The sequence below is a fragment of the Noviherbaspirillum aerium genome, assembly GCF_008929045.1.
Lineage (GTDB): Bacteria > Pseudomonadota > Gammaproteobacteria > Burkholderiales > Burkholderiaceae_D > Noviherbaspirillum > Noviherbaspirillum aerium.
This window is the reverse complement of the sequence record NZ_VFAH01000012.1, coordinates 52,993-69,672: the sequence shown is the minus strand read 5'-3', so window position 1 is coordinate 69,672 and position 16,680 is coordinate 52,993. Positions and strand designations below refer to the sequence as shown.

Below are 16,680 nucleotides of genomic sequence, written 5' to 3'. Positions count from 1 at the left end.
TATTTTGCCGCGATGACCATTTCGCCGGCGGCCCGCAGGCCGCCGGGTTGGATCAGCGGCGCGCCAGCGGATTCGGCGTCGCTTCGGCAATGCGCATCAGCACATTGCGGTCGCGGTGATGAAATGCCTCTTCCTGTCCCTTGATCATCATCACCGTATCCTCGTCATACTCCCAGGTGCCATCGGCATGGATCTTGACCTCGATACGGTATTCGACCGTCTTGAATGCATATTCCAGGAACGGATTGGAGCAGATGCCGTAGCTCTGGTCGCCGCGCCTGGCCACCAGTTCAAAGCTGCGGGCGTCGGCGCTCGCGTGTCCGACCGCCATCGCGATCTGGCCGCGCGGAATGGCCAGCGTCTGGATCACGGTGCCGGTGGCCGGCTCCCACAGCCAATAGCCGACCTGGTCATGGTAGCTCTTCACCTGGTCCGGCTTGGTGACATGCGTGTGATAGCGCAAGCCGTAGAAGAGTTGCGGGCCGTTCGTGACGGGATCGACCGGCTGCAGTTCGATGCGCTCGACGAATGCCTGCTTGCGAGGGCCGTCCGCCTTGGGCTTGATGTCCAGGCCGCGCGTGCCTTGCCAGATGCCGGCCATGTGGCGCAGGGGGCCAAGGTTGTTCAGGGTATCGACGTCCACATCGGACGGTTCGGTAAAGATATCTTTCGGAAAGTCGCTCATGTTCCCTCGGTGTGCATGGATACTGCGGGAACAGCATTGCCATTCCCGCAAGCATCATGTTACGCGAAGTTGGAAAAAAGCAACTTGTTTGCGGCTGCCATGGTCAGGCCGGCTTGGCCACCATGAGATAGAAGATGGCGAGAAAGGCGAAGAAGGCCGGTATGCCAAGCATCACCCAGTACTTGAAGTAACGCCAGTAGGCATCCGGAAGCGGCGTATTGCTGTCCGCAGCGGTGCGCGACAGCTGCTTCAGTTTCATCTGCAGCCATAGTACCGGCAGCCAGCATGCGACCGCGATGACATAAAGGATGACCGACCAGGTGATCCAGCGGCTGGTCATCGGAAAGCCTGCGATCCGCATCAGGATGTAGCCGGTCAGCGGCTGGATGATGACGGTGGTCGACGTGAACAGCCAGTCCGCCAGCACGACGATGCGCGTCACCACGGCGATGGCGCGGACATCGCGCGAGATGGTGGCGAACAGCAGGTAGAAGGCGGAGCCGATGCCGGTGCCGAACAGGAAGGTCGAGGACAGGATGTGCAGCCATTTGACAATGACGTAGTCCATCAGCGCTCCTTTGCATGAGTCGGTTCTTCCAGCTCGAACAGCAGCCAGATGGCGGCGAGCATGGGCAGGTTCTTGAGCAGCGGGCCATAGGGATGCAGCCAGAATTCAGGCAGGCGGAAGCTGATGATGACCGTGTAGAAGGCGATCAGGGCGAACTGCGCCAGCCACAGCCAGCGCCGCCGCTTGAGCACCAGCGTGCCGATGCCAAACGCCAGGTCGAGCAGCGCGGCACCGTACAGCATCAGCGGCGCCAGCGCACCGGTGATGCCGGTGCGCGCCAGCAGCGCATAGCTTTCCTCCACCGGATACAGGCCGAATGAAACAATGCCGGTCACGATCCACACCAGGGCGATGCTGACCCGTAGCACCGGCAGCAGCCACGCCAGCTTTGCCTGCAACCGGGTCGGCGCCTTGTCCTGCGATGCGATGAAATCGCGGACCGGGCGCGGCGGCCGGCCCAGCAATTCGGTGATGCGGGCCGCGCTGCCGGTATTGCCGCGTTCAAGCATCTGCAGGGTTTCGGGATCGAGCAGACTGCCGGGTAGCAGACGGCCGGCCGACGCCCCCAGCCGCACCAACGGCATCGGCACCGCAATGAAATGCGCACGGCGCCAGCCCAATGCCGTACGCAGCGTCCCGAGAAATTGCCGAAGAGACATGGGTTCGGGACCCACGATGGCCACCCGTGTTCCCTGCCCTGCGGGCGCGTCAAGCAGGGCCATGATGGAGGCAATCAGGTCATCCAGATGCACCGGCTGCACCTGCTGATGCCCGCCTCCCGGAAGCGCGATCAGCGGCAGGCTGGCCAGCGCGGTGAACAGGCGGGCGCTGGTTCCGCCCGGCCCGAACACCAGCGAAGGCTGCACCACGAAAGACGGCACCGCCAGGCCGGCGAGAAAATCATCCGCGCTCTTCTTGCTGAGGTGGTAGCGGCTCTGCGCCTGGTCATCTGCCCCGAGCGCCGAAATCTGCACGATCTTCCTGACACCGCATTGGGCGGCTGCTGCAAAGAGGGCGCTCGGCGCGCGGACATGGATGGCGTCGAAAGTCTGGGTGCCGTGTTCGCGGATGATGCCGACGGTATTGATCACCACATCGACTCCCTGCAGGCGGGGCAGCCAGGCCGATGGACTGAAGTCCGTGGTGAAGTCCGCAGCGACATACCTGAAGCGCGGATCGTGCCGCGCATCGGGCGCATCGGGGTTACGTACTGCGCAAATGACTTGATGCCGTGCGGCGATCAACGCTTCCGCAAGATGGCTTCCTATGAATCCGCTTGCTCCTGTCAGCAGTACGACCAATTGCGACTCCTTATTGTTGGGAACCATGCTCCTGTTTTGCGCGTCAGTTATACGACCGGCAAGTATCGCAGGGAGTTCATTGAGCGCCGGACAACAGGATGACAATGGGGCAGCAGGCAGCGATTGCCAGGAGGAACGATGGGAACGATGGAAGCGGCGGCATCGGTGAAACCATGGGGACAAGCCTTCAAGGATGGCCTGATATCGGGAAGCATCGCCAGCGCGGCTTCCACCGCCGTGCTGAGCGTGCGGGGCGAGCGCGAAGCCGACACGCCGTATGCCCCCACCAACGCCACCAGCCAGTGGGTCTACGGAGAACAGGCCGCCTATCATGATGAACCCAGCTTGCGGCATACCGTCATCGGTTACGGCATCCATCATGCCTCGGTGACGCTATGGGCGGTGATCTACGAAAAATGGTTTGGAAAGCATGCGGAGCGCACCGACGCCTCCAGTCTTGGCAAGGCGACCGCCGGCGCCGCCATGATCGCGGCCATGGCCTGTTTCGTCGATTACCGGCTGACGCCGCGCCGGTTGCGGCCGGGTTTCGAGAAACGGCTTTCGCGTGCCTCGCTGTTCATGACCTATGCCTCGTTCGGCGCGGGTCTGCTGGTGCGCGGTCTAACGACGGCTGGCGCCGGTTCGCGCGGAAACGCCGCCTCGGGCGCGGATCACCGGCGCGGGTGAAACGGGACCACCCCGTACGGGATCTGCAACATATCGGCGCGGAATTGTATCCGGCATGTATCCGGCCTGTTCCTTTGTGGCATCGACGCGGTATATTGGCGATTCCGTTCATTTCAGAATTACGCAGGCGGCACGCGCCGCTTGGCAGAAAAACATGAATCGCCTTCGACTCCTCGCCGTTCTTCTTATCCCGATCCTGTTTTCCGGCTGCGGCGTGCTTGCCGCGCCCTGCCGGATCGCCTCCGCAGGCATCAAGATGGTGCCGATCGTCGGCCATGCCGCCGCGCTGCCTACCGACGCCTGCGCCGCGGTTATCGATCCCTGATCAAGGCTCCCTCAAGCTCCCCGACGCCCGGACCACCCCAGCCGGCAAAGAAAAAAGGAGGCAGGTCGCCCTGCCTCCAACTCACACTCCATCGGAGTCCCACACATTCGCGCCATCCGGACAACCCCGGAAAACCGGCCTGCGCATCAAAACCACGGGCGCAGGCACGGCTTTGCGATATACCCGGAATAAGCGCCATCCTGTGTGAGCCGACAGGTTGACACGATAGACTTATTTCTAGCCCGGAGCATCCGGCATCAAGTATATTTCGCATACCGAACTCAATATAGAGACCGCAATGTCAGGCTTGCCAGATCATTTGGATATTCATCTCATCCGCATTCTGTACCTGCTTCTGTCGGAGAGGAATGTCTCGCGCGTCGCCCTGAAACTGAACCAGCCGCAACCGTCGATCTCCGCTTCCCTGCGCAAGCTGCGCGAACTCACCGGAGATCCCTTGCTGGTGCGCGGCGCGCGCGGCATGGTGCCGACGCAGCATGGCGAAAGCCTGCTGCAGCCGGCCAAGAAGATCCTGGACGAGACGGAAAAGCTGTTTTCCCAGAAGACCGCGTTCTCGCCCCAGCATGAGGCGCGCACCTTTCACATCGCCGCGCCCGATTATCTGGACAGCCAGTTCTTGCCCAATATCGTCGCCAGCGTCCGGCGGGAATCTCCGAAAAGCCGCGTCGTGATCTACAGCCTCGGTCCGGAAATCGATTATCTGCGCCTGCTGTCCGACGGCGAACTCGACGTGGTGATCGCCAACTGGGAAGAGCCGCCGCAGCATCTGCACATGTCGAAGCTGTTCGAGGACGAAATTGCCTGCATCATGCGCGCCGATTGCGCCTACGCGCTGCGCACCGGACCGGACGACATGACGGTCGAGGATTACCTGTCGCTGCCGCATGTGGCGCCGTCGCAGATGCTGGCCGGGTATTTCGGCGTCATCGAATCCTTCCTCGCGAAGCAGAACCTGCATCGCAACGTGGTGGTCGAGTCGGCCTACTTCGGCCTGATTCCCTACATGCTCACGCGTAGCGACCTGGTGCTGACCACCGGTCGTCAATTCATGCGTTTCTATGAAAAGAACCTGCCGCTGAAAACCTTCAAGGTGCCCATCGCCTTTCCCGCCATGCGCTTCTATCAGCTCTGGCATGAACGCGTACACCAGGCGCCGGAACACAAATGGCTGCGGGAGCTGATCTCGACCACGGCGAAGTCGCTGCTGGCTCGCTAGCGGTACGAGTTGGAAATTTGTCGAAGGCACATCGGCGAAGTCATGCCGAGGCAAGGAAAAGCACAGCCAGGCCGGCGCCTTGCGCGCATTGTTGACGCAGTAGCGGCGTGATGCTCGTTCACCATTCGACCAGCAGATCTTTAGTTCGCACCACTCAGCGAACCAGCAGAAATCCTCAAACAAAACCGGCGCGTTTGTCGCATTTGTCGCATTTGTATTTCGTTTCCTCTCCCATAGGCTGGAGAAGGGTGATAGACACGTCAAATCACTTTTGCCGCCCTGCCTGGATCGCCGTTATATGCCTAGGCATAGCTTGTCTATTCACCTGTTCCCATGTGCATCATTCAAGTTTCCGCTAGCATGCTCGTAGCCGCATGGCAGATCGTGCACCGGCCCGGATTTCCTTTCTCCAAGTTGCGGGGATGACCGGCCACGAGCACAAGGAATGCATCAATCCAGCGAAGGTCATTTCATGAGCAAAACCCTCCTCGTCAAACATGCCCGCGTCCTCGTGACGATGGATGACACCCGCCGCGAAATCGCCGACGGCGCCATCTTCGTGCGCGGCAACGTGATCGAGCAGGTCGGCACCACCGACACCCTGCCGCAGCAGGCAGATGAAGTCATTGACGCCGGAGGCTGCGTTGTGCTGCCCGGCCTGGTGAATACGCATCATCACATGTACCAGAGCCTGACGCGCGTCATACCCGGCGCGCAGAATGGCGAGCTGTTCAACTGGCTGCAGAATCTTTATCCGATCTGGGCCAATCTGACGCCGGAAATGGTGGAAGTCTCAACACTGACCGCGATGACGGAACTGCTGCTGTCCGGATGCACGACCAGCAGCGATCACCTGTATATCTATCCGAACGGCTGCAAGCTCGATCACAGCATCGAGGCGGCGCAGCGCATCGGCATGCGCTTTCACGCCGCCCGCGGCTCGATGAGCGTGGGCGAGAGCAAGGGCGGCCTGCCGCCGGACCGCGTGGTCGAAGACGAGGCTGCCATTCTGATAGATACGCAGCGCCTGATCGAAACCTGGCATGACTCGTCCCGCCATGCGATGCAGCGCATCGTGGTCGCGCCCTGCTCGCCTTTTTCGGTATCGAAGGACCTGATGCGCGAATCGGCGGCGATGGCGCGCCATTATGGGGTGTCGCTGCATACCCACCTTGCCGAGAGCCAGACCGACATCGCCTACAGCCGCGAGAAATTCAACATGACGCCCGCGCAGTATGCGGAAGACTGCGGCTGGGTCGGGCACGACGTATGGCATGCGCATTGCGTCCAGCTCGACGACGACGGCATCGCGCTGTTCGCGCGCAGCCATACCGGCGTCGCGCACTGTCCCTGTTCCAACATGCGGCTCGCGTCGGGCATTGCGCCGGTGCGCAAGATGCGCGACGCCGGCGTGCCGGTCGGCCTCGGCGTCGATGGTTCCGCATCGAATGATTCTGGTCATCTGCTCGGCGAAGTCCGCCAGGCAATGCTGCTGCAGCGCGTAGGCTTCGGCCCCGACGCCATGACCGCGCGCGAGGCGCTGGAGATTGCAACGCTGGGCGGAGCCAAGGTGCTGAACCGGGATGATATCGGTGCGCTGAAGCCCGGCATGTCCGCCGATATCGTGATGTTCAATCTGAACCAGATCGGCTTTGCGGGCGCATTGCACGATCCGGTCGCGGCACTGGTGTTTTCGACACCGTCCAATGTCTGGCACAGCGTCATCAATGGTCGCGTGGTCGTGCGGGAAGGCTTATGCACGACGGTAGAAACCGGTTCGCTGATCGAGCGCCATCAGGGCCTCGCGCTGCAACTCGCCAGTGCGGCACGCACCGGTGCTTGAAACGCCCTGCCGACTCTTTCCATGCGCAATGGCGGTTCCCAGTCGCCATGGAAAGCCGGCCTGCAGGGGTTCAACATCGCCATAAGGCTTTCCCGGCTGCGCATATTCTCGATCTCTTGATCGAACTGGCTATGCTCCTTGAACCGAAACATGTGCTTCGGCATGCAACTCGACTTGATTTGACTTTCCGGCTCCCTATTGGCCGGCCTCGTTCACGCAGCAACGGCAGAAGCGATGGTTCCGGTAATGAGTCGTGAATAACAGTACACCCCCGATCGTTGCAAACACGAGTTCGGCCATCTCGCCATAATGCGGTCCTATAACGAGGACGGAAACAATGAAACAGGCCAGGCCGGAACTCCCCGTCAACAGGACCGACCAGTTACGGTGTTTCCTGAAACCTGGAAGTATGGCCAGAACGGCCGGTATCACGACAAGAATGGCCATCGCACGGTGCACCAAGTCGTCACTCTCCGAGAATCCAATCATGGGAAACATCAACAGGAGCAGCGGTGTTCCGACGCAATGTACGAGGCAAAGAAGGGAAGCGGTCATGCCGCAATAGTCAGCACTGGTAATCAGCCTATTCATCATCGTTTCCTTTCGGCGCAATTTGGCCTTGTCCGTTCAGCCTGCCGGTCTCTGGCAAGCGGTGGTTTGAATTCATACATCGCGATCTGGATCAACCCGGTCGCCCCGGTCCATATTCACTGATGCCGGCTTCTTGTTTCGACGATCTTTTTCTCAACAATGCACTGAACACGCCCCATACGGCGAGAGCGAGCGCTACGCAGGCGCCGCTGGGCGCATCGATCCACCATGAAGCAAGCAGTCCGAGTCCGGCTGCGCCCATGGCGGCCACGAGGCACTGTGCCATTGAAAAGCCGGCCCGCAGCCACAGGCCCGGCCCGATCAGGCAGGCGAACACCAGCAACAGACCCAATGTCGGCACCGCCATGCTCGCCACCAGCGCAAAGCACGGAAAGAAGATTCGATCCTTGCCGAGCAGCATGGGCCACCTGCGCTGCACGAAAATGACGGCTGCCGCGCAAGTTGCCAGTGTTGCCACCTGCGTCCATCCGGCCCACAACACATCCGCAGCCAGGAGCTCGGAGAGGTGCTCTCGACCGTGCGGGTCGCTACGGGCAGCAAGCATGGCAAGACATGCCCCGGCAACATAGGTGAGGCCGATCAAGGCTTCGCGCTGCTGCGGCCACATCCGTGCCAGCACCGCGACCAGGCCCGCACAGGACAGGGCCCCCATCGCGGCGGCGAGCTGAACGGCGATAAGCCCCGGATGGTCGAGCCAGGCAGTCGCGCCCAATGCTGCCGCTGCGGCGGCCTGAGCCACAGCCAGATCGATGAAGACCACGCCGCGCGCCAATACCTGGGAACCGAGCGGCGCCAGTGCGAGCAAGCCGAATAACAAGGCGGCGGCCGGCGCCAGGAACCAGTATTCCATCAGCGTGCCTTTGCCTCGAGCAGTGAATGCAGAAGTTGTTCGTACCATTGCTCCAGCGCGTCCGGAGCTCGCTCATCCTCGACGGTCGACGGCAAGGTGACGAGCGGCGCCTTGTTGCCGAGCTGGCCGACAAGCCAGCGTCCTGCCCGCGGATCCTGGTAATCAGCGGTGATGATCGCAAGCGGAGGCTGTGCCTGAAGCGTTGATAACAGACCCTGCAAGTGGCCGGGCGTCGGCGCCATCCCGGGTTTCGGTTCCAGATCCGCGATCTGTTTCAGACCGAGCCATTTCCATAAATAGCCAAACGTAGTATGTTGCGCCACCACCGTTTTATCCCGCAGCGGCGCGGCACGCCGCTCCCAATCGCTGATCCGCTGATTCCAGGCGGTGGCGAACTGATGCTGACGCTGCCGAATCTGCTGCGCTTCGGCGGGAACGAGCCTTTGAAGGCGCTCCGCAAGTCCCGACGATATCTTCACCAGGTTGCGGGGATCGGCATGCACATGCGGGTTGCCCTCGGCATGGATGTCTCCGGCAAAAGGATTGCCCCCGGCGCCCGGCTGCGCATCGATCAGCTCGACTTGCGACGCCGCGTAGAACATGCCTTGAGAACCATCTTGCACCTTCGCGTTCCCGGCGCGCTGCTGCAACGCCGGCAACCACCCAGCTTCCAGCGAAGCACCGGTGCAGACCGCAAGATCGGCGGCCCGCAGCTGTGCGATCAGTGCAGGCCTTGCCTCGATGTGATGAGGGTCCTGGCGGGAATGCGTTGCGGCATGAATGGTCGCTCCGGGCATGAGTATGCGTGTCAGCGCAGCCCATTCGGGTTCGCAGGCAAACACCGTGAAGGCGCTCGCAGGTGCGCATACCGCGCCCGCGAGCAGTAAGGTCCAGTTAGAAAGAATGCGCACCATGGGCTCCGAAACTCAAGACGTATTGAAGTTGTACAGTTTTGCTCGATCGGTTCTCGAATTCTTCTGCACGCGGCTGGGTTGTGAGTTGAAGGCGCCATGCCTGGCTGTGGGCGGGCTTCCAGGCAACCATCAATGCATGCTCGCGCAGTCGCCCGTTGTGAAAGTGATCGCCATGCGGCACCCTGGCCCTGAGCCAATCGGTCCGGGCGCCCAGCTCCCATTGCTGCGACAACCGCCATACCGCACTTAGCGACAAGGCATCGTGGTAGTCCGAATTGCCTGCATGCCTGTTGGGCTTCGTCACCCGGGCATATTCGCCGACAAGCTTTAGTTGCTGCTGCCGGTTGTTACCGTCCGGAGCCCACTTCCACGCCGCATCCAGCAGCCACATCTTCTTGCCGCTGAGCGCCGCGCCGTGTGCATGCGCATGGCCATGACCGTGATCGCTTTCCCCGGCATGAGATTCTTCCCCATGCCCGTGCTCCTCTTCGATGGCTGCTTCGCGGCGGTTATGAAGATAAGAAGCGCCAAGCTGCCAACTCTGCGACCTGCCGATATCGTTGCCGATTTTCATGCTCAGCGTAACAGCGCCAGGGCTGCGCGCCGACGCGGCCTCCTGAACCAGCTGGCGGCCGCGGAACACTTCGGTTCCGAAGCTCAGGTAGAACGGCGCAGGCGCGGTCCAGTTCAGACGGACGCCGTCATCGAACCAGTGACCGCCCAGAAACGCACGGTATAGCAACGGGCGCTCCACAAAATCGTCGGCGTGCGGATGCTGTTCATTCAGATAGCCGATCTGTGATGCAAACCTGCCTGCGCGCGCCTGAAATCCGGCCGGCAAGCTACGGGTTTGCACCCATGCCTCTTCCATCTCGAATTCGATCTTGCCGTCATGCTGGTGCGCCACCGCGCCCAGCTGCGCACTGAGATGCCGCCCCAGCGGCCCCCGTGCGATGGCATCACTGTGGCCGAGCGCCAGGCCCTGTTCGCGATGTCCCAAAGCCAGCGAGCGCGTGGTGTATGCCGCATCCAGCACCGCGCCGAGTTCCCAGCCCTTCTCTTGGCTTTGTGCCTGGGCTTGTGCTTGTGCGCCAGCGACGGCGCTCGCCGCCAGTGCGGTAAGTACGCTTTTCTTCATTGCGCAATTCCCACTCACAGTGCATTCGACGGGACGTAGCCAAGATCGCGGCGAGCGTTCGTCGCTGCGGTTTGGGAATCGAGTACAAGCAATTGTCTTGCGACCGGATCGGTGATGTAGATTTCGTCCCGTGCGCCGTTCGCGGTAATCGTTGGCCATGGAGCCGCAGTCGGCATGGCGGGTACCGCCGCGGCAATCGTCGCCGCCGTGTTCCACGTAGTGCCAGTGCGCGCCATGACATGTAGCGTTCCATGGTTATCCAGTATGTAGAAGCGGTTGCCACTGCGATCAAAGCCATTCGCTCGCTGAATGTTTCCCGCGGCCCATCCCGTCGGGGTGATTGGTGTAGCGACCGCTCGTTCACCGTCAATGCCATAGAAAAGCGTCGTTACCGGTGCGGGTGCGGTACCGTTGTTTCCGAATCCTATGAATTGCCCCGGTGCCTTGGGATGTCCGACCAATGTGCTGATGCGCGTTGGTGCAGTAATCTTCTGGTCGGCGACATCATTGGCCGAGACGTGCCTGGCCAGCAGTACACCGTCGGCACAACCGACCGCCGTATAGGGCCCGGACGTATAGCTGCCATGCATGCTGTTGCAGCGTGTGGAAAGCAAGCGCTGCGATGCATATGTTGCACCCGAGCGCAGATACAGATTCAGATGCGTGGGCAACGTATCAATTGCATCGCTTGCACGATGAACGCTGAGTAGCTTGTTATCGAGTGGCTCCGCAAACCCGTGTATTGGCTGTTGCAGATTCAAGGCCGCCAACGTACTGCCGGCTGCAATGGAGGCATCATCGATCAAGCGCATACCGGCGGTTCGGATCGGGTTTGCATTGGCATCCCCATCGAAGAATATGCTGGCCTGCCTGCCTGTCTGGACATCATAATGAGATGGCCGAATACCGGCCAGCTTCCACGACATCAGCCGCGAAGCATTCTTGTAATCATGATGATGGTCGCCATGGTCTTCCTGCCATATGCCGCCATCAACAAACTGAACCTGGTGTTGCGTACCCTGAAAGGCCACCGCATACCGTCCACCCGGACTCGCATGCAGGGCGGACGGTGGATGATCCAGCTGATGGGTCGCTTCTACGCCGCCGCTGTCCAGATCATGCACGCGCAGGGCATTGCTTCCACTCTCGGCGATAACAATTCTTCCTGCGGTATCGATGCTGGAATTCGCGTGGCTCTCCGCATTGCCGCCTCCGCTGCCACCGCCGCATCCAGCCATTAAGGCCATACACGCCAGACTCAAAAAGGCAAGACGAGACGGCAGATTATCGTGTGTCATGAACTCTCCCATGTTTAATGTTGAATACAAATAGGCTTTGTCAGGTCGACGAATCTTCTTCATGGCGTGCGAGCTTGAACCGCACCATGGATACCGATCCGAAAGTCGGGTAACGGCTGGCGACTTCAGTGTCTGTATGTCGAGCCGAGGCCTTGAGTCGAACGTAATGAATTTCCCCGTCGCAGGAATTATTTCGGCCATCAATGCAACTTAGTTGCATTTGAGAGCAAAAAATATATGGCGTCGTCCGGCCCGTCCTTCTTCGTTCGGGCAGCCAAATTGTGGAGTCAGCATCATCAAGCACCCTTGGTCGTCGCCAATCATTTGCATTTCTTCGAGTGAACTTCCCGGTGCCATGACGGCTTACGCAAAGCCCGCATATGCAACTGTGTTGCATCTGGCAAGTCTAGACGAAGCTTCCATTTTGTGCAACATAGTTGCATATTGACGCAGGATGAATCTTTGCTCTGCTCGCGTATGCCTCCTCCCAAGCAGTAATCGCTTACCCTCCCCCAAGCTCATCAAGCATCGGCTTAGACGACTCCGTTGGCGGACCGAAACAAACGCGGATACGAGGCGGCCGCCTTGCGACTGTTTCTCCTTCACGCATCGTTCAACATTCCAACGAGATCATTTATGCGAACTTTTCCCTTGCCAAAGTATCACTGTGCATAGCCATGCAACGCATTTTGCCTGCATGAATGTTGCACTAATAGACATCACCTCTACGCAACTGAAAAGGAGCCATCATGGACAAGAACGAAGTTATTTCCACACTGAACGACCTGATCGAAACCTGCAAGGATGGCGAAGAGGGGTTTCGTACTTGCGCCGAAGACATTTCGAGCACGGAGCTTAAATCCTATTTCACCAACCGCGCTCATCGCTGCGCCACGGCGGCAGCCGAACTGCAGGATATCGTCGAGGAGTACGGTGGTTCGCCCGAAACCTCTTCCAGCGTGGCCGGCACCTTGCACCGCCGCTGGGTGGACATCAAGTCCGCCATCACCGGCAAGGATGACGAATCGATCCTCAATGAATGCGAGCGCGGCGAAGATGTAGCGAAAAGAAGCTATGAAAACGCATTGGCCAAGGATTTGCCGATTGAAGTCCGTTCCGTCGTCGAACGGCAGTACCAAGGCGTGATGCAGAACCATGATCAGGTCAAGGGCCTGCGCAACCAGGCGCGCGGCCACAGCTGATTTTCAGGTACTTCGGTACGTTATAGGGTCCGTGTCTGAACGACACGGACCTTTTCTTTTTCACATCGGAATCCGGCTGACCAAGGAGCGTGGATATGGCATGGCCAGTGCCGTCAGTGTCCTCGGTGTTTTCAGTGTTGTTAGGGCGAAAGCACTCTACGGTGCATGAAGCATGCAGATCTTTCTGCCGCCGCCCCGCGTCCTTGCCAATACCTTCCTTCAGAACGCATGGCCAAACGCCCTGCCCCTTCCTCTGTCCGGTTTCACCGCGCTGCTATGGCGTCGTTGACAACCGGCGTCACGACCGGGAAATTCGGCGAGAACGTATCGAGCATCGCGAACAGGGCGCCGAGCGCGGCGCTATCGCCTGCCACCTTGACCGCACCCTGCTTCACCGCATCGCCGAGTGACAGCCGAGCCGACCCGATGCCGTCGAGCACGGTCTTGGCCAGGGTGACGGTGACCGCGGGCTGGTCGTGCTGCGCCTGGGCCAGGTAAGTCAATGCGGCATTGCTGAGCGTCATTGCATACCTCTCGTTCACATCGGTAAAGATCCAGTTGATGGACATCGTTTTTCCGGCTGCCTTGTCGGCATTCAGGCGAACCGCAAGATAGTCGAAGAACATGGGCACCGTCAGCGCCCTTACCAGGTCGGCGGATGCCGTGCCCTGGCGGGGCACGGCCGCCACGCCGTGTCGCAGTTCCTGCGCTCCGGTGAGATAGGCATTGCGCCAGGTACTGTTTTCGGACTGATAGCCGAGCTGTTCCAGCGCATCGGCCTGCAATTCTCGCGCGGCCTTGTTGTCCGGGTCGGCAAAGACGAGCTGATTGACGATCTGCGCCACCCAGCGATAATCGCCCTGCCGGTACGACGCTCGCGCCTTTTCCAGCACCGCCTCCGGCCCGCCCATCCACTCAACGGTCTTGCGCGCGGCCTGCACCGGCGGCAGCGGGTTGAGGCTGGCGGGATTGCCGTCGTAGAAGCCGAGATAGCGCTGGTACACCGCGCGGACATTGTGGCTGATGGAACCGTAGTAGTCGCGCGCATACCAGCGGCTGGCCAGCGGTTCGGGCAGCTTCTGCAGGCGCTCGGCGATCTGCATCGGCGCATGCCCGTGATTGGCAAGGCGCAATGCCTGGTCGTTCAGATAGGCATACATGTCGCGCTGGTCGCCCAGCAGGGCGTTGACGCGATCATTGCCCCAGGTCGGCCAATGATGCTGGCCGATGAGGATTTGCGCATCGCGGCCGTATCGCAGGAGCGTTTGTCCCAGATACGACGACCAGGTCTTCGCATCGCGCACCTTGGCGCCGCGCAGCGTCAGCAGGTTATGCTGGGTATGCACCGCGTTCTCCGCGATATTGAGCACCCGTAGCTGGGGAAAATAAAGATTCATCTCGGCCGGCGCCTCGGTGCCCGGCGTCAGCTGAAATTCGATGTCAATGCCGTCGATGCGGCGCCGCTCGATCGGCTCGGCGATGCTGTCGTTCGGCGCAATCAGGGTGATGGTGCCGCGCGACAGTCCCTTGCCGAGCCCGGCATCGACCTGCCCTGTCGCGGACTTCGGCAGCAGCGATCCGTACATGTACTGCGCGCGCCGGCTCATCGCATTCCCGGCAAGGACATTCTCGCTCACCGCTTCTTCCAGGAAGCCGGACGGCGCGATGACCTTCACCTTCCCGGAAGCCGCGTCGGCCGCATCGATCACGCCCTTGACCCCGCCGAAATGATCGACGTGCGAATGGGTATAGATAACGGCCGCCACCGGCTTGCGCGGGCGGTGCGCGTAGTAGAGGTCCAGGCCGGCGCGTGCCGTTTCCGCCGACAGCAGGGGATCGATCACGATCAGTCCGGAATCGCCTTCGATGATGCTCATGTTGGCCAGGTCCATGCCCCTGATCTGGTACAGGCGGTCGGCAACCTTGAACAGGCCCGCCGCATTGTTGAGGCGCGCCTGGCGCCACAGGCTCGGGTTGACGGTAGGCGGCGCTTCCGCGTCCTCCTGGAAGGCATAGGCGCCGCCGTCCCATACCACGCGGCCGTCGGCGGCCTTGATGACCGGGGAATCCTGTGCCGCAATGAAGCCGCGACTAGCGTCCTCGAATGCCTGGGTGTCGGAGAATGGCAGACGGCTCAGCCAGGCGCGGTTCGACTCCGCCGTCACAGGTTCGGCGGGTCGTGCTTCGGCGGCTGGAGCGGCCTGGCTTGCAAGCAAGGTGGTCAGGGCCAGTGCAGCCGAGAGAGCCGCGGTGGATGCGTTCAAGCGATGAGGATTCATGATGGGTTGCCAGTGTCAGGTGCGCGGACGGGTGATTTCAACGACATCGTAGGGCTGCAGCGTGCGGATGGCATCGAAGGGATCGGGTTCGCGCCAGGCGAACAGATGGCACACCAGTTTTTCCGGCGTGACATCAATGATGCTGAAGCCGTTCTTCTCCATTGGCCTTGCATTGCGCTCCAGCGTCAGCGCGCCGGGCGCGGCGGGTCCGAGCCCGCGCGGCCCGCTGGGCCAGCCCGCCATGCCGGTCCCGAGCGGCCCGTTCAGGACAAGATGAATCGGGTTGGCGCGCAGGTCGAGATCGCCGCTCTTGAGCAGGCGGTCCCAGCCGGTCGCATGCAGGTCTCCCGACATCATGATGGCCGCGCGCTGCTGCTGCGATAAAGCGCCGGCGATGCGCTGGTGCTGCTGGTACCAGCCCGACTGCCACATGTACTTCCGCCTTTCCGTGCTCAGCCTCAGATTGCTGCCGCGCACGCCACCGAAGCGCTGCGAAACGGCGCTCGCCGACTCGGCCATGATCTCGTCGGAGACCACCACATCCGGATACCATTCGCGCCACTTGCCTGCCGACCAGCCGAACGGCGTCGACGGCATGTGCACGAGATGGCGGACATCGGAATGCCGCGTGCGGTCGAGCAGCCATTTCTCCGCCTCGGGCGGGATCAGCCCGGCATGCCGGTCCTTCAGATCCATGTAGCGGCCGCAGTCATACATCAGCACTTCGAGCAGCTTGCCGTAGCGCAGCGTGCCGAAGCATTCCGACAAGCCCGCGGCGCGGTCGCCGGCGCCGGTGCCCGGGAGCATCGCGGAACGGCTCGCATCCGGCAGGAACTGGGGGTAATACATGTCCTGCACGGTACGGCCGAGATTCAGGTCGAAATGGTCCGGCGGGAAGGTAATGAAGTTGTCTTCCGCCTCGTCGTTCTCGAAGTAATCGTGGTCGTCCATCATGAAGAACACCGGCGTGGAACGCAACCGGGTGCCGTACAGATGCGCAATCTGCGGATCGACCACCGTGCTCAATATGCGCTCGTTGTCCGTGCCGAGTACCGGCAGGCTGGTGTCGAACCTGCCGATATCCTTGTAGAAGTCAGCCGCGGCCTGACGGATGCCCGGATGATTGCTTTCGAGCCAGGTACGCTGATCCTGATAGACATGGTCGCCGTTGGCGATAATGGCATCGGGCTGGAACGCCAGTCCGCGCTCAAGCAGCGCATGACGGATGGCGAGCGAACGGAACACTTCCATGCCGCCGGGGCCGCGTGCTTGCGGATCGCCGCCGGCGCAGGTGTAGACCAGCAGGCGTACGCGTTCCGGAGTCGCATCCGGCTTGGGAAATGTCTTGAGCGGCCATGGGGCGCACAGCCCCCTTCCCCGGCTGTCGAGGATCTGCAGCGCATACGCGGTGTCGGCCTGCAGGCCGCTCACATCGAACTGCCAGAAGCGACCGAAGCTGTCCGAGCGGCGCCCCTTGACCTCGCGTCCGCCCGCGCTCAGTACCGGCGCTTCCTTCAGCGGCTGCCGGAATGAGGCCTTGAGCAGAACGCGTTCATGGTTTGCGGTCGGCAGCAGATGCACGACTTCGCCGGCGTTCCAGTTGTCCTGCGCAAACGCCTCGCGTGGAAAGGGCAAGCCCGAACCGGCCACGAGGGCGGCACTCGTCTGCAGGAACTGGCGGCGGGTGAAAGCTTTCGGCATGAGGATCTCCTGTTGACATGGCAACGTCGGCATGGCGCCG

The 16,680-nt window shown here is 61.2% G+C and carries 15 protein-coding genes; 5 read left to right on the top strand and 10 right to left on the bottom strand.

Annotated elements, in window-relative coordinates:
• Positions 1-52: 52 nt before the first annotated feature.
• The 3 genes from FH061_RS17540 to FH061_RS17530 all read right to left on the bottom strand — a co-directional run bounded on the left by FH061_RS17540 (position 53) and on the right by FH061_RS17530 (position 2,581).
• Entirely contained in the window at positions 53-685 is a 633-nt protein-coding gene (locus FH061_RS17540; protein ID WP_151637134.1) for an FABP family protein, read from the bottom strand.
• A 103-nt stretch (positions 686-788) separates the two neighbouring features.
• The gene (locus FH061_RS17535; RefSeq protein ID WP_151637133.1) at positions 789-1,253 is read right to left on the bottom strand and encodes a DUF2269 family protein; all 465 of its coding nucleotides are present in this window, start codon (positions 1,251-1,253) and stop codon (positions 789-791) included.
• Positions 1,253-2,581, bottom strand: a complete 1,329-nt coding sequence (locus tag FH061_RS17530; RefSeq protein WP_151637132.1) for an SDR family oxidoreductase — start codon at positions 2,579-2,581, stop codon at positions 1,253-1,255. The genes FH061_RS17535 and FH061_RS17530 overlap by 1 nt, the downstream gene beginning before the upstream one ends.
• Before the next feature lie 111 nt (positions 2,582-2,692).
• Here FH061_RS17530 and FH061_RS17525 point away from each other — a divergent pair, with 111 nt between their 5' ends.
• From FH061_RS17525 to FH061_RS17515, 4 genes are all read left to right on the top strand, one after another.
• The gene (locus FH061_RS17525) at positions 2,693-3,241 is read left to right on the top strand and encodes a hypothetical protein (protein ID WP_192805118.1); all 549 of its coding nucleotides are present in this window, start codon (positions 2,693-2,695) and stop codon (positions 3,239-3,241) included.
• Positions 3,242-3,395: 154 nt separating this feature from the next.
• Positions 3,396-3,566, top strand: a complete 171-nt coding sequence (locus FH061_RS30535; RefSeq protein ID WP_192805117.1) for a DUF6726 family protein — start codon at positions 3,396-3,398, stop codon at positions 3,564-3,566.
• A 298-nt stretch (positions 3,567-3,864) separates the two neighbouring features.
• Positions 3,865-4,803 (top strand): LysR substrate-binding domain-containing protein, encoded by a 939-nt coding sequence (locus tag FH061_RS17520; protein WP_151637131.1) that lies wholly within the window; start codon positions 3,865-3,867, stop codon positions 4,801-4,803.
• Between the two features lie 472 nt (positions 4,804-5,275).
• On the top strand, positions 5,276-6,646 hold the full coding sequence (locus FH061_RS17515; RefSeq protein ID WP_151637130.1) for an 8-oxoguanine deaminase: 1,371 nt from the start codon (positions 5,276-5,278) through the stop codon (positions 6,644-6,646).
• A gap of 195 nt (positions 6,647-6,841) precedes the next feature.
• On the opposite strand, the gene FH061_RS31780 is transcribed toward FH061_RS17515, so the two are convergent.
• From FH061_RS31780 to FH061_RS17490, 5 genes are all read right to left on the bottom strand, one after another.
• Positions 6,842-7,201: a MerC domain-containing protein gene (locus FH061_RS31780; RefSeq protein WP_225984716.1), complete on the bottom strand. Its 360-nt coding sequence runs from the start codon at positions 7,199-7,201 to the stop codon at positions 6,842-6,844.
• Positions 7,202-7,328: 127 nt separating this feature from the next.
• Entirely contained in the window at positions 7,329-8,108 is a 780-nt protein-coding gene (locus FH061_RS17505) for an ABC transporter permease family protein (RefSeq protein ID WP_151637128.1), read from the bottom strand.
• Positions 8,108-9,022 (bottom strand): metal ABC transporter solute-binding protein, Zn/Mn family, encoded by a 915-nt coding sequence (locus tag FH061_RS17500; protein ID WP_151637127.1) that lies wholly within the window; start codon positions 9,020-9,022, stop codon positions 8,108-8,110. The genes FH061_RS17505 and FH061_RS17500 overlap by 1 nt, the downstream gene beginning before the upstream one ends.
• Positions 9,003-10,160 (bottom strand): hypothetical protein, encoded by a 1,158-nt coding sequence (locus FH061_RS17495; protein ID WP_151637126.1) that lies wholly within the window; start codon positions 10,158-10,160, stop codon positions 9,003-9,005. The genes FH061_RS17500 and FH061_RS17495 overlap by 20 nt, the downstream gene beginning before the upstream one ends.
• 14 nt (positions 10,161-10,174) lie before the next feature.
• The gene (locus tag FH061_RS17490) at positions 10,175-11,521 is read right to left on the bottom strand and encodes a hypothetical protein (RefSeq protein WP_151637125.1); all 1,347 of its coding nucleotides are present in this window, start codon (positions 11,519-11,521) and stop codon (positions 10,175-10,177) included.
• 686 nt (positions 11,522-12,207) lie between these two features.
• On the opposite strand from FH061_RS17490, the gene FH061_RS17485 reads away from it, so the two are divergent.
• Positions 12,208-12,660, top strand: coding sequence for a ferritin-like domain-containing protein (locus FH061_RS17485; RefSeq protein ID WP_151637124.1), 453 nt, complete (start codon positions 12,208-12,210; stop codon positions 12,658-12,660).
• A 263-nt stretch (positions 12,661-12,923) separates the two neighbouring features.
• On the opposite strand, the gene FH061_RS17480 is transcribed toward FH061_RS17485, so the two are convergent.
• Positions 12,924-14,939, bottom strand: a complete 2,016-nt coding sequence (locus FH061_RS17480; RefSeq protein ID WP_151637123.1) for an alkyl/aryl-sulfatase — start codon at positions 14,937-14,939, stop codon at positions 12,924-12,926.
• A gap of 15 nt (positions 14,940-14,954) precedes the next feature.
• On the bottom strand, positions 14,955-16,640 hold the full coding sequence (locus tag FH061_RS17475; RefSeq protein ID WP_192805116.1) for a twin-arginine translocation signal domain-containing protein: 1,686 nt from the start codon (positions 16,638-16,640) through the stop codon (positions 14,955-14,957).
• Positions 16,641-16,680 lie beyond the last annotated feature (40 nt).

Coding starts and splice junctions, on each gene's coding strand:
- FH061_RS17540 (WP_151637134.1), bottom strand. CDS start 685: ATGAGCGACTTTCCGAAAGATATCTTTACCGAACCGTCCGATGTGGAC.
- FH061_RS17535 (WP_151637133.1), bottom strand. CDS start 1,253: ATGGACTACGTCATTGTCAAATGGCTGCACATCCTGTCCTCGACCTTC.
- FH061_RS17530 (WP_151637132.1), bottom strand. CDS start 2,581: ATGGTTCCCAACAATAAGGAGTCGCAATTGGTCGTACTGCTGACAGGA.
- FH061_RS17525 (WP_192805118.1), top strand. CDS start 2,693: ATGGGAACGATGGAAGCGGCGGCATCGGTGAAACCATGGGGACAAGCC.
- FH061_RS30535 (WP_192805117.1), top strand. CDS start 3,396: ATGAATCGCCTTCGACTCCTCGCCGTTCTTCTTATCCCGATCCTGTTT.
- FH061_RS17520 (WP_151637131.1), top strand. CDS start 3,865: ATGTCAGGCTTGCCAGATCATTTGGATATTCATCTCATCCGCATTCTG.
- FH061_RS17515 (WP_151637130.1), top strand. CDS start 5,276: ATGAGCAAAACCCTCCTCGTCAAACATGCCCGCGTCCTCGTGACGATG.
- FH061_RS31780 (WP_225984716.1), bottom strand. CDS start 7,201: ATGACCGCTTCCCTTCTTTGCCTCGTACATTGCGTCGGAACACCGCTG.
- FH061_RS17505 (WP_151637128.1), bottom strand. CDS start 8,108: ATGGAATACTGGTTCCTGGCGCCGGCCGCCGCCTTGTTATTCGGCTTG.
- FH061_RS17500 (WP_151637127.1), bottom strand. CDS start 9,022: ATGGTGCGCATTCTTTCTAACTGGACCTTACTGCTCGCGGGCGCGGTA.
- FH061_RS17495 (WP_151637126.1), bottom strand. CDS start 10,160: ATGAAGAAAAGCGTACTTACCGCACTGGCGGCGAGCGCCGTCGCTGGC.
- FH061_RS17490 (WP_151637125.1), bottom strand. CDS start 11,521: ATGAAGAAGATTCGTCGACCTGACAAAGCCTATTTGTATTCAACATTA.
- FH061_RS17485 (WP_151637124.1), top strand. CDS start 12,208: ATGGACAAGAACGAAGTTATTTCCACACTGAACGACCTGATCGAAACC.
- FH061_RS17480 (WP_151637123.1), bottom strand. CDS start 14,939: ATGAATCCTCATCGCTTGAACGCATCCACCGCGGCTCTCTCGGCTGCA.
- FH061_RS17475 (WP_192805116.1), bottom strand. CDS start 16,640: ATGCCGAAAGCTTTCACCCGCCGCCAGTTCCTGCAGACGAGTGCCGCC.